Source organism: Actinoplanes sp. CA-015351 (assembly GCF_050955685.1).
In the GTDB taxonomy this organism is placed as follows: Bacteria; Actinomycetota; Actinomycetes; order Mycobacteriales; family Micromonosporaceae; genus Actinoplanes.
Window position 1 is genome coordinate 2,709,862 of sequence record NZ_CP192102.1, and the last position, 11,744, is coordinate 2,721,605.

Annotated in this window: 12 protein-coding genes; 6 read left to right on the forward strand and 6 right to left on the reverse strand. The window is 69.3% G+C overall.

Annotated elements, in window-relative coordinates:
- Positions 1–54 precede the first annotated feature (54 nt).
- The 5 genes from ACQP2E_RS12135 to ACQP2E_RS12155 all read left to right on the forward strand — a co-directional run bounded on the left by ACQP2E_RS12135 (position 55) and on the right by ACQP2E_RS12155 (position 4,912).
- Complete coding sequence (locus tag ACQP2E_RS12135; RefSeq protein ID WP_433830921.1) at positions 55–1,938, forward strand: acyl-CoA dehydrogenase family protein; 1,884 nt, start codon at positions 55–57, stop codon at positions 1,936–1,938.
- 54 nt (positions 1,939–1,992) lie between these two features.
- On the forward strand, positions 1,993–2,616 hold the full coding sequence (locus ACQP2E_RS12140; RefSeq protein ID WP_433830923.1) for a TetR/AcrR family transcriptional regulator: 624 nt from the start codon (positions 1,993–1,995) through the stop codon (positions 2,614–2,616).
- Positions 2,617–2,658: 42 nt separating this feature from the next.
- Positions 2,659–3,315 (forward strand): TetR/AcrR family transcriptional regulator, encoded by a 657-nt coding sequence (locus tag ACQP2E_RS12145; protein WP_433830925.1) that lies wholly within the window; start codon positions 2,659–2,661, stop codon positions 3,313–3,315.
- Positions 3,316–3,416: 101 nt separating this feature from the next.
- Entirely contained in the window at positions 3,417–3,749 is a 333-nt protein-coding gene (locus ACQP2E_RS12150) for a DoxX family protein (RefSeq protein WP_433833900.1), read from the forward strand.
- A gap of 1,037 nt (positions 3,750–4,786) precedes the next feature.
- Positions 4,787–4,912 carry a hypothetical protein gene (locus tag ACQP2E_RS12155; RefSeq protein ID WP_433830927.1) on the forward strand — a complete coding sequence of 42 codons (126 nt, stop codon included), beginning with the start codon at positions 4,787–4,789 and terminating at the stop codon, positions 4,910–4,912.
- Between the two features lie 4 nt (positions 4,913–4,916).
- Here ACQP2E_RS12155 and ACQP2E_RS12160 read toward each other — a convergent pair whose 3' ends face one another.
- The 5 genes from ACQP2E_RS12160 to ACQP2E_RS12180 form a co-directional block, all read right to left on the reverse strand.
- Complete coding sequence (locus ACQP2E_RS12160) at positions 4,917–5,354, reverse strand: hypothetical protein (protein WP_433830929.1); 438 nt, start codon at positions 5,352–5,354, stop codon at positions 4,917–4,919.
- A 491-nt stretch (positions 5,355–5,845) separates the two neighbouring features.
- Positions 5,846–6,886 carry an ABC transporter ATP-binding protein gene (locus ACQP2E_RS12165; RefSeq protein WP_433830931.1) on the reverse strand — a complete coding sequence of 347 codons (1,041 nt, stop codon included), beginning with the start codon at positions 6,884–6,886 and terminating at the stop codon, positions 5,846–5,848.
- Entirely contained in the window at positions 6,883–7,686 is an 804-nt protein-coding gene (locus ACQP2E_RS12170; protein ID WP_433830933.1) for an ABC transporter permease, read from the reverse strand. The genes ACQP2E_RS12165 and ACQP2E_RS12170 overlap by 4 nt, the downstream gene beginning before the upstream one ends.
- Before the next feature lie 5 nt (positions 7,687–7,691).
- Positions 7,692–8,480, reverse strand: a complete 789-nt coding sequence (modA, locus tag ACQP2E_RS12175) for a molybdate ABC transporter substrate-binding protein (protein ID WP_433833902.1) — start codon at positions 8,478–8,480, stop codon at positions 7,692–7,694.
- Positions 8,481–8,555: 75 nt separating this feature from the next.
- The gene (locus ACQP2E_RS12180) at positions 8,556–9,926 is read right to left on the reverse strand and encodes an FAD/NAD(P)-binding protein (RefSeq protein WP_433830935.1); all 1,371 of its coding nucleotides are present in this window, start codon (positions 9,924–9,926) and stop codon (positions 8,556–8,558) included.
- A 255-nt stretch (positions 9,927–10,181) separates the two neighbouring features.
- Here ACQP2E_RS12180 and ACQP2E_RS12185 point away from each other — a divergent pair, with 255 nt between their 5' ends.
- Complete coding sequence (locus tag ACQP2E_RS12185; RefSeq protein WP_433830937.1) at positions 10,182–11,387, forward strand: molybdopterin molybdotransferase MoeA; 1,206 nt, start codon at positions 10,182–10,184, stop codon at positions 11,385–11,387.
- Between the two features lie 91 nt (positions 11,388–11,478).
- Here the strand turns inward: ACQP2E_RS12185 and ACQP2E_RS12190 are convergent, their stop codons facing one another.
- Positions 11,479–11,706 (reverse strand): hypothetical protein, encoded by a 228-nt coding sequence (locus ACQP2E_RS12190; protein ID WP_433830939.1) that lies wholly within the window; start codon positions 11,704–11,706, stop codon positions 11,479–11,481.
- Positions 11,707–11,744 lie beyond the last annotated feature (38 nt).

The window sequence follows — 11,744 nt, forward strand, 5'->3', positions numbered from 1 at the left end:
CGGTAACAATTCTCGGTACCGTGGCCGGAGACGAAGGGGTCAGGAGGGCACATCATGTCCACGACGCACGTCTCCGAGAAGCAGGCGCGGCAGACCGCTGAGGCCGCCCGCGAGTCCGAGTGGCGCCAGCCCAGTTTCGGCAAGGAGCTGTTCCTGGGCCGGTTGCGGCTTGACCTGATCGATCCCCGGCCGGATGTGCCACCCAGTCCGGAAGCCGAGGAGTTCCTGGCGAAACTTGGGGCGTTTGTGCGTACCCATGTGGACGGACAACAGATCGAGCGCGACGCGCGCATCCCCGATGATGTTTTCCACGGCCTCGCGCGTCTTGGTGCTTTCGGCATGAAAATCGACAAGGAGTACGGCGGGCTCGGGCTCTCCCATCTGCATTACTGCAAAGCGCTCACGCTTGTCGGCTCGGTCAACGCGTCGCTCGCCGCTCTGCTGTCCGCGCATCAGTCGATCGGTGTGCCGCAGCCGTTGAAGATGTTCGGCAGCGCTGAGCAGAAAAAGGCTTTCCTGCCCCGGCTCGCGGCCGGCGAGGTGTCGGCGTTCCTGCTCACCGAGCCGGACGTGGGCTCCGACCCGGCGCGCCTCGGCACCGTCGCCGAACCGGTCGACGGCGGTTTCCGCCTCAACGGCCTGAAACTGTGGGCCACGAACGGCACCCTCGCGACTCTTCTCGTGGTGATGGCCCGGGTGCCGGAGAAAGGCATCACCGCTTTTGTCGTCGAGGGCGACGCGCCGGGCATCACGGTCGAGCGCCGCAACGAATTCCTGGGCCTGCGCGGGCTGGAGAACAGCGTCACCCGTTTCCACGACGTCTTCGTCCCGTCCGGAAACGTGATCGGCGGGCTCGGAAAAGGCCTGAAAATCGCGCTCACCACGCTGAACACCGGCCGTCTGTCGCTGCCCGCGATGTGCGTCGGCGCTGGGAAACGCGCACTCGCCATCACCCGCGAATGGTCCGCGGAAAGGGTGCAATGGGGTCGACCGGTCGGTCAGCACGAGGCGGTCGCCAAGAAGATCGCCTTCATCGCGGCGACGACCTATGCCATGGAATCCATGCTGGACCTCTCCTGCGTGATCGCCGACGACGCCCGCAACGACATCCGCATCGAGGCCGCGCTGGTCAAACTCTTCGCCAGCGAGATGGCCTGGCAGGTCGCCGACGAGCTGATCCAGATCCGCGGCGGCCGGGGTTACGAGACCAACGACTCCCTCGCGGCGCGCGGCGAACGCACCGCCGAAGCCGAACAGATCCTGCGTGACCTGCGCATCAACCGCATCTTCGAAGGCTCCACCGAGATCATGCACCTGCTCATCGCGCGCGAGGCCGTCGACGCGCACCTCGCCGTCGCTGGCGACATCATCGACGCCGAAGCCGGGCTCGTCCGCAAGGCCCGCGCCGGGGCGCGAGCAGGCGCGTTCTACGCACGCTGGTTGCCGACACTCACTGTCGGTCAGGGCCAGAACCCCAGTGGGTACGCCCCATTCGGCCCCCTGGCGGCCCATCTCCGGTACGTGGAACGTGCCTCGCGCAAACTCGCCCGGTCCACGTTCTACGCGATGTCCCGGTGGCAGGGCAGGCTGGAGCGCAAGCAGGCGTTCCTCGGTCGGATCGTGGACATCGGCGCCGAACTCTACGCGATGTCGGCCGTGTGTGTCCGCGCTCGTGCCGAGGGGCGCCCGGAGGGCCGTGAACTGGCCGATCTGTTCTGCCGGCAGTCGCGGTTGCGGGCCGACGCGTTGTTCGCGGCGCTGTGGGACAACACCGACCGGCTTGACGCGGAGGCTGCTCGGCGCGTGATCGGCGGGCGGTACGCCTTCGTCGAGGAGGGTGTCGTCTCTCCGCCGTCGTCCGATGCCTGGGTGGCGGCGTGGCAGCCGGGCGCGGCCTCGGTGCCGGATGTCCGGCGCCGGATCCCGCCGGCGCCGTGATTGTGCCGCGTGGCACTCGTTGTCACGAACGAACGTTCGCTTTACATTTGGGGCATGCCCCGAGTCACCGAGGAGTACCTGGCCGGTCGCCGTGCCGAGATTCTGGCCGCGTCCGCACGGCGGTTCGCCGCCGACGGCTTCCACGCCACCTCGATGGCCGGGATCATCAGTGAGTCCGGGCTGTCCGCCGGTGCGGTCTATCGGTACTTCCGCAGCAAGGAAGAGCTGATCTCGGCGGTTGCCGAGATCGCGTTGTCGAAGGCCGAGGAGGTCTTTGAAGGCCTCCTTGTCGACGGGGCTACGCCATCACCCGCCGAGGCGGTCAGCGCGATGGTGCACGGGGTTGTCGCCCGGGCCGCCGACGACACCATCACGAAGACCGACCTGACCAGGCTGGCGGTCCAGGTCTGGGGTGAGGCGCTGAGCAATCCCGAGGTGCATCAGCGGGTCGGCGACGTCTATCGCAGCCTGCGCGGGCACTGTGCCGAGGTGGCTCGGCGCTGGCAGGCCGCCGGTCACCTGCCGCCCGAGGCGCCGCCGGAGCAGGTGGGCACGGCGATGCTCGGCCTGGTCCAGGGTTTCGTCCTGCAGCGGCTCCTGCTCGAGGAGACGAGCGCCGACGCTTATCTTGCCGGCGCGACGGCCCTGCTGCCGGGTCGCCCGGCGGGCAGCGGGTGACCTGCGGCGGTATGGTGTCCGTTTGTTCAGGAAGGACTCCTCATGACGACCGAAGCCGTGCCGGCTGGTTCTGGTCCGGCTTTTGCCGGTGCGCAGCGGCGGGGGCGTCGCCGGGATGCCGAGGAGAACCGGGACCGCATCCTGCTCGCGGCCCGGGCGCTGCTGGTCACCAACCCGAACGCGAGCATGGACGACGTCGCGCAGGCGGCCGGTGTCGTCCGCCGCACGGTCTACGCGCACTTTCCGAACCGGGACGAGCTGCTGACCGGCCTCGGCGATCGGGCCGCGGCGGACATGCTGGACGCGTTGAGTCGTACCGATAGATCTGCTCTTGATCCTGCGGTCGCGATGGCGGATTTCTCGCTGACGATCTGGACGGCGGGCGACCAGTACCGCCTGCTGATCTCGCTCGCCGAGAGCGAGTTCGGCAGTGCGCGGCTGCGCGATCTGCTCGCGCCGATCCGCAAACAGGGCCTCGAGTTGCTGGTCCGCGGCCGCGACGAGGGCCGGTTCGCGACCCACCTGCCGCTGCCGGTGCTCAGCGCCGCGCTGCAGGCGGTCACGTTGTCGCTGTTGCAGGCGGTCAACGACCAACTCTGGACCGACGACGGCGACCGGGCCGCCCGAGCGGTACTGATCACCGCGGGCGTGCCGGCAACCGACGCCGACCGTGTGATCCAGCAGGCACGCGCATTGTGATCGCTGTTCTTCACGGCTAACGTGCACGCAGCTGTGCAGGTTAGCGGTTCGGCGTCGGTTTTACCGGGGCCGCCGAAGACGGTGGAGGGGGTGGTCGCGTGATGGTCACGTTCGCGGTACTCACGATGGGCGCGTTCGGCGTGTCCGGAACAGCCAAGGTCACCGCCGTACCCGACACTCGCAGCACCGCGGTCCGCCTGGGATTCTCGCCGGGAGAGTTCCGTGCCATCGGCGTGCTGGAGCTGCTCGGGGTGGTGGGCGTGCTGGCCGGCCTGTTCATCACCGGCATCGGCGTGGCGTCGGCAATCGTGCTGCTGCTCCTGATGACCGGCGCGACAGCGATGCACCTGCTCTCCGGCGACGGCCTTTTCGGCACCATCCTCCCGGTGCTGGCGGCAGCACTGTTGTCCGCCTACCTGATAACCCTCACCTGAGAACCGGCCTGTCCAGCGGGCCGGCCAAATGCGCCCGCGATGACCCCGGCTGGCTCCCAGAGCTGAGCCTGCTGCGTTAAACGCTGGCGCGGCTCCCCGTCGCTCGGTCGCCCGTCGTCTCCACGTGTGGTACCCAGTGGCATGTACTGGCCGCTCCGCGATCTTGAAACTTCCGGCCGGAAGTTACTCGCCGTCACGGCGATGCCGGCCGGTCGCCGATATGTGGAGCATCGTGGTTCCGCCAGGCTCCGCCAGTTACCAAGATTGGCCGTGATGCCCGTCGGCACGACACCCAGCGTGATGAAGCACCGAACCGTGTTTAGTCAGGGCGCGATGCGCACCTCAAGTCGACATGAACAGCCGATTCGCGGTGCGCGTGTCGATATTGGGCGCGGAGCGCACCCGAAATCGACACATACGCGGACTTGGGCCATCGTTGCTGGCCTCAAGCGGCGGAAAGCTGCCCGCGATCGGCTGCGCCTGCCCGCGATCGGCTGCGCCTGCCCGCGATCGGCTGCGCCTGCCCGTCAAGTCGGATAAATCCGCATCAGTCGGCACTGGCCTGCGAGATCTTGTCGAGGACGGGTCACTCCGTGGGCAGAGCTCGCCAAGATCGGGGCAGGGCGGGCACCTCGGTGGCCGATGAGGGTGAATATTCTCTGGTCAGCGCGTTGGCTCAATGGGACAGCAAGGTCAGGGGCGGTCTCGCGCCAGTCGGCTGTCGCCCGCGCCGGCTGGCTGTCGCCCGCGCCGGCTGGCTGTCGCCCGCGCCGGCTGGCTGTACAGCATGGTGACCGCCTGGTGCGGCCCGCGGGCAGCCGTCGCGCGGTGCGGGGTTCGTGTGGACCTTGTGAGTTTCTGGTTGAGGGGACGGCCGTATCGCACGAGTTCAGAAGCTCGCACTCCATCGAGGGCCCGCGAAGGCCGGGGGAGCCTCACATCGGCACATCGCCTGCGATCGGCACCCGTTCGGGTGACCTGGTCGGGGTCTACATTGCTCATAGATTCGGCACCCGAATCCTGGCCGGCGCAAGCTGGTGTTCGGTGAGGCGTACACCCTGAAGGACTTCGGCATCTCCGGGATCGTGAAGCTGCAGATCCGCTTCACCGGGGCGCTCGGCCGAACCTACGGCGCGGTCGGCAAGCCGGTCATCTGGAAATGATGGTTCAAGCCGTCGCCCTGCGCCGGCGGTGTGCCTGGGCCAGCTTCCACGAGGCCATGGGTACGCCCACCGCCCCGAATATCGTCGCGCCCAGCGTGAACCAAGCGACCCGGTGGTTCTCCGGCACCCGGGTGTCGCGTACCTCGCCGGCAGGGTTCCGCGGGTCGTAGACGATCGGGACAGTGTCGCCGGCCCGGGTTCCGCCGACGGAGTCGCCCTGGCCGATCAGGGTGTCGACGGTCCGGCCGTCGGCGGTGGTGAAAGTGACGTGGACCCGGCCCTTGCCGCCGACCTCGGTCACCTGTGCGGTGGTCTCGACGCCACGGTCACGCAGGGCGAAGTCGTTGCTGAAGTTCCGGACGGTGAGCCAGGCGAAGACGCCGACGACGATCACACCGAGCGAGATGTACAGCCACAGAGGCGGGAGCTTCCGGGATCCCATGTGGACACGATGCCCGCGAATTGCCGCGTTCAATCAACGGGGAACGTGACCGTGTTGCTGAGGCCACCGCCCGGGCGGGAGCGAGCGGTGATCTTCGCACCCTGCTCGGCCGGAACGGACGGGCCGGTGTTGGCGACGGCGAGCGTGCCGCGACGGCGAGCGTGCCGCGACGGCGAGCGTGCCGCGACGGGTGCCGGCCCCGCCGGTCCCAGGGCTCACCGTGTGCCACAGTCCTCGCTTCGGCGAGACGGGAGCACACCGAATCGTTGCGTGTTCCCGGGTCAACGCTATGACGGTGGTGAGGTCGCACGGATCGGTTGCGTGCGACCTCACCACCGCGTTCCGCGTTGAACGAGCGAACAAGCAACCGTTTCGCGTGAGCGCACGGCCCTCATGGCGGCGATGAGCGAACGCGCAACCGTCTCGCGTGAGCGCACGGCCTTCATGGCGGCGATGAGCGAACGCGCAACCGTTTCCGCGTTGAACCGAGCTCAGTCGGCGGGATAAGCGCGCGTCTCGGTCGCCTTCACGGCCACCCAGATCTGCATCCCCGGTTCGAGGTGCAGCTGGGCCGCGGCCGCCGGCGTGATGTCGGCGGCCACTGTGATCGGGCCGTCCAGGGTGACCCGCAGGTTGTCGCCGTGCCGCTGGATGTCGGTCAGCACGGCCGGCCACGTGTTGCGCGGGCTCCCGTCCGGCGCCGACAGGTGCAAAGCCACCGCGGACGGCGGGAACGCCACGAACGCATCTCCGTTCACCACGTCCGTGGTGGACAGCGCGAACCCGCCCCCGAGGACAACGAGGTGACCGTCGCCCCGCCCCTGGTACAGGTTCAGCCCGACGAGCCGCGCCACATAATCGGTCCGCGGCTGCGATGTGATCGTGGCGGCGTCGCCCTCCTGCACCACCCGGCCGTTCTCGATCACGACGAGCCGGTCGGCGAGGACCAGTGCATCGAGGGGATCGTGGGTCACCAGCAGCGTGGCGCCGGGGTGGGCAGCCAGGTGTCGTCGCAGCTCACCGCGGGTCTCCAGGCGGGTCCGCGCATCCAGGGCGGCGAGCGGCTCGTCGAGCAGGAGCAGCAGCGGGTCGACGGCGAGCGCCCGCGCCAGGGCCACCCGCTGCGCCTGCCCGCCGGAGAGCTGCCGCGGCTTACGGCGGGCGAACGATGCGAGCCCGACCCGGTCCAGCCACCGGTCGGCGATCTCGTGCGCGACCCGGCGGTCGACGCCGTGCCGCCGTGGACCGAAAGCCACGTTGTCCCGGGCGCTGAGGTGCGGAAACAGCAGATAATCCTGGAAGACGACGCCGATCGGCCGGTTCTCCGGAGGGGCCGAGGTCAGATCCACGCCATCCATCCGCACAAACCCGCCGGATAAATCCGACAAACCCGAGAGAACACGCAAAGTCGTGGTTTTTCCGGCGCCGTTTGGACCCAGCAGCGCTACGGTCTCGCCGGCTGAAATCGTCAGCCGGATGTCGAGCTCGAACGTACCCCGCGAGGCGACCACATGCGCGTCGACAAGACTCACGGCGCCGTCAGCCACTTGTCACGCAACGCCGCCAGGATAGTCACCGACACCGTGAGCAAGATCAGGCTCAGCACCACCGCTCCCTCCAGATCACCACTCTCCATCGTCTGATAAACGGCGAGCGGCATCGTCTGCGTGATCCCCGGATAGTTCCCGGCGAACGTGATCGTCGCCCCGAACTCACCGAGCGCCCGCGCCCAGCACAACACCGCCCCCGCCGCGATCCCCGGCGCCACCAGGGGCAACGTCACATGCGTGAACCTCACCCAGGGCGTCGCGCCGAGCGTAGCGGCGGCCTCTTCATAGCGGGAGTCAGCCCCGCGCAGCGCACCCTCCACCGAGATCACCAGGAACGGCAGCGCCACGAACGCCTCGGCGATCACCACCCCGGCCGTCGTGAACGGCAGCGTGATCCCGAACGTCTCGTCCAGCCACGATCCGACCAGCCCGCGCCGCCCGAGGGCGAGCAGCAGCGCGATGCCACCGACGACCGGCGGCAGCACCAGCGGCACGGTGATCAGCGCGCGCACCACACGCCGCCCGGGAAACTCGACACGCGCCAGCAGCCACGCGAGCGGCACACCGAGAACGAGACAAACCAGCGTCGCGACACTCGCCGTCAGCAGCGAAAGGCGCAAGGCCATCAGCACGCCCGGCTCTGCGAGCCGTTCCCCGAGCGACGACCATGGGGTACGCGCCAACAACCCCACCAGTGGCAGCACGAGGAAGACGAGTCCCAGTGCTGCCGGCAGAAGCAATGGCAGAGGTACGCCGAGACGACGGTTCCGCACGGTGGTCACAATGATCAGGGTGCCTGGAAACCGGCTTCGGTGAGAACCTTCGTGCCCTCGGCGGACAACACGTAGTCGACGAACGCCTGCCCACCGGCCGCGTTCTTGGCGCTTTTCAGCACGGTGATCGGGTAGTCGTTGATCGCCTTGGCTGACTCGGGGAACTCGACCGCGTCGACGTCGGCGGCCGAGGCCTTCGCGTCGGTGCGGTAGACCAGGGCGGCGTCGACCTCACCGAGCTTCACCTTGGAGAGGGCCGCTTTAACATCCTGCTCCAGGGTGACCGGGGTGACTTTCACGCCGGCCGCCTCGATGGCGGTCTTCGCGGCGGCGCCGCACGGCACCGCCTCGGCGCAGAGAGCCACCTTCAGGTCGGCCTTGGTCAGATCGGCCAGCCCGGTGATGCCTTTCGGGTTGCCCTTGGCGACCGCGATGACCAGCTGGTTCTTCACGAACGTGGTGGGGGTGCCGGCGTCCGTGACGACCTGCATGTTCTTCGGCGAGGCCGAGGCGAAGACGTCGGCCGGCGCACCCTCGTTGATCTGCGTGGCGAGCGCCGAGCTGCCGCCGAAGTTGAATGTCACAGTGCTGCCCGGGTTCGCCGACTCGAACTGCTTGCCCAGGGTGGTGAACGACTCGGTCAGGGAAGCGGCCGCGAAGACGGTGACCGCCCCGCCGGCAGAGCCCGAGGTCGCCAGAGCGGAGCCGGTGGAGTCATCGGTTTTACCGCCGCAGGCGGCCAGACTCGCGGTGAGAAGCACAGCGAGCCCGGCCACGGCGAAACGAAGCGTCTTCACGGCGATCACTTTAACCGCTCCGCAGATGCGGCCGGAAGAACGACGGGGTGATCGCAGACACCAGTTCGGTATCGACCTTCGCTATCGCATCTGCAGGCAAGCCGTCATCTGCTCGACCTGCTTCCGGATCTCCGGTACCGCCGTCGCCTCCCACAGCCGGCCACGCCGCAGCGGCCCGACCAGCCACAATCCCTGCTCGACAGTGCCGTCGGCACCGATCGTCCGTCCGTCGTCATCGGTGTCGATGCCGAGGCCGTGCGGGCCGGGACGCAGCAGACCGTCGCGCAACAATCCGGCGGCCAGCGGTCCGGCCGCGCCCGGAAGCGATCCCGGGCCGGTGCAGTTGACGACCGCGCCGTACCGGCGGGGCTCCTCGCCCTTGATGTGCACGGTCAGGCCGCCGTCCGGGTGCGGGACGACCGAGGTGAGCCGGCCGGCGCGGGCCTGCAAGGTGCCTTCCTGGCGCAGTTCGGCGATGCGGGCCGCGACCGGCGGGGCCATGCGGTGCCGGTGGACCTCCCAGAACCGGTGGCAGTGGCGCAGGAACCGCTCCTGAGCGGCCGTGTCCAGGGCGGACCAGAGTTCGTCGGCCTTCGTGCGTACGAAATCCATCACGGCGACCCAGTCGGAGCCGGCGGCGATCTGCTCGCGCACCCGGCGCAGCAGCGGCCGCAAGGTCGCTGAAGCCGGCAGATCAAAAGCGGTCCCCGCAGGCGGAAGCTCGGGATGCTCGCGAGGCACCAGGCCACGCCGCGACAGGGCTTCGACGGGGGTGCGGCGACCGTTCGCGGTGAGCGTGAGGGCCACGTCGATCGCGGTCAGCCCGGTTCCGATGAGCAGCACCGGCTGGTCGGCGGGGACCGCGTCGAGGGCGCCGAACGCCCACGGGTCGTTGATGTACTCGAAGCTGCGGAACGCCTCGTCGCTGACGGCCGCGGGCCTGGTCAGCGTGGGGTTGCCGACCGCGAGGATCACCTGGTCGGCATAGGTGTGGCAGCCCGAGTCATCGGAGACCAGGAAGCCGCCCTCGTGCCGCCGGATCGACGTGGCGGTGGCGAGGTGGTGCTGGAATCGGTCACCGGCGGCCTTCGTGGCCTCGACGAACTGGTCCGCGAGATAGTCGCCGAACTCAGCGCGGGGCAGGAAGTCGGTGGGCTCGGTGGCCAGGCCGCGCTCCTGCCGCCAGCGGACAAGGTGCAGCGGATCGGCGGAGTCGACGCTCATCGCGGCGGCCCGGGAGTTGAGCACGTGCCACGGCTCGGCGGCGCCGTAGGCGACCCCCCGGCCAGGCTGCGCCTCGGGCGCGACGAGGACTGCCCGCCATGTGGTATTTGTCAGGACGGAGCGGACAGCGAGCGCTCCGCTGGCGCCGCCACCGACGATCGCGACCACCTCCGTGCGGGTCCCGGGATGGGGCTCGGTCACCCTCCCGCGGACAACGGTGCTGGTCACCGTGCATCCACCCGGTTCGATGGCCGCTTGGTACAGACGCTTGGCATGTTGTCCTCCCGTGGTCCGGCGCCACTCTGCGCTGTTCTCAGCAAACCATAAAGCCTATAGTTTTTGTAGGCTATGCGCGCATGAGACGAGAAGGTTAACAGAGCAGCATCCGCCGCTGGCCGACCAATTTCTCGCCGGGCGTGGCGTCCGTTTCCGGCCGGTTACCATGGCGAGTCGGCACCATCGGCTTGCTCGCGGGGAGAGATCTTGGTCGCGTCCCCGGAGCACGGCCGGCACGAGCCCGGCACGACCGCCCGGTCCACTGACCGGATGATGCCGTGGCCGCAGGCGAACACCCTCGCTCGTGAGATCGCCCGGCCGCTTCCCGGCCGCACCACCCCGGTGGTCCAGGCAGGCGGCCAGGTCCTGGCCGAGACAATTGCCGGTGTACGCCCGGTGCCCGCATTCGACACCGCAGCGATGGATGGCTTCGCGGTCTCCGGCGGGGGCCCGTGGACGATCACCGGCCTGCTGCTGGCCGGCGGTTACGACACGTTGCCGTCGCTGTCGTCAGGCGAGGCCGTCGAGATAGCCACCGGTGCCCCGGTCCCACCGGGCACGACAGCCGTCCTGCCCTACGAGGAGTCAACGGTCGGCGCCGGCACGGTTTCCGGGGTGATCCGGGGGCGCATTCACATCCGGCGTACCGGGGAGACACTGGCCGTCGGCGCCCAGGTAGCGCCGGCCGGCCGCATCGTCACCGCGACCCTCGCGGCGGCCGCCGTCCAGGCCGGCGTCGACGACGTGGTCACCCACCGCCCGCCGGCCGTCACCCTGCTGGTCACCGGCGACGAGGTCATCTCCGACGGCACACCCGGACCGGGCCAGGTCCGCGACTCGTTCACCGGCCTCGTCACCGCGATCACCACCCGAGCCGGGGGAGTCCTGACCGCGAGCCGTCACCAACCCGACGACCCGGCAACCCTGGCCGAGGCGCTGACCAGTGCCGGCACCGACGTGATCGTGGTCAGTGGTTCATCGTCGGCGGGAGCGGCCGACCACCTGCACACCCTGCTGACCGAGCGCTCCGCGACCTGGCACGTGCGAGGCGTAGCCTGCCGCCCCGGCCACCCGCAGGCCCTGGCCGAATTACCGGACGGCCGCTGGGTGGTAAGCCTGCCAGGCAACCCGTTCGCCGGCCTGGTGGCAGCGCTGACCCTGCTGGAGCCCCTGCTGGAAACTCTCGCCGGCCGCCCACCGAAGCCGTACCCCACCGCCCCGATCACCGGAACGGCGAAGCTCACCCCGGACGCCGCCCGAATAGTCCCCGTCACCTGGACAGGCGAGTCAGCCAGCATCATCCCGGGTTCCGGACCGGCCGGCCTGCACGCCGCAGCCTCCGCCGATGCCCTGGCCGTCCTGCCCGCCACCTGGACCCCCAGCACCCCGGCCCACCTACTGCTCCTCCCGTGAGCCAGCCCACCCGGCTCGTGCTCATGGCAGTAGCAGCGCCCGAAAAGCAGCCGTGAGCGCCAGCCGGAAATGGTCTTGCCGGCTCCCGCCGTCAGTGGTCGCTCCGGAGTCTGGTGGCGGTGGCGCGGATCAGGAGGATGGCTTCTTCCAGGTCGGTGGGGCGGTATCGGCGTTCGCCCGCGCGGGTCCGGACGTCGGGGTTGAGCAGCACGCTGACCAGGAGGCGGCCGCTCTCGATGCGCATGGTGAGTACGCACACGGCGGCCTGCGGCACCGCTGAGCCGTCGTCGCCGGTGATCCGTCCGTCAAGGGCTGCCATGGTCCCAGGATCGTCGCCGGTCGTCACGCCGCTGTCAT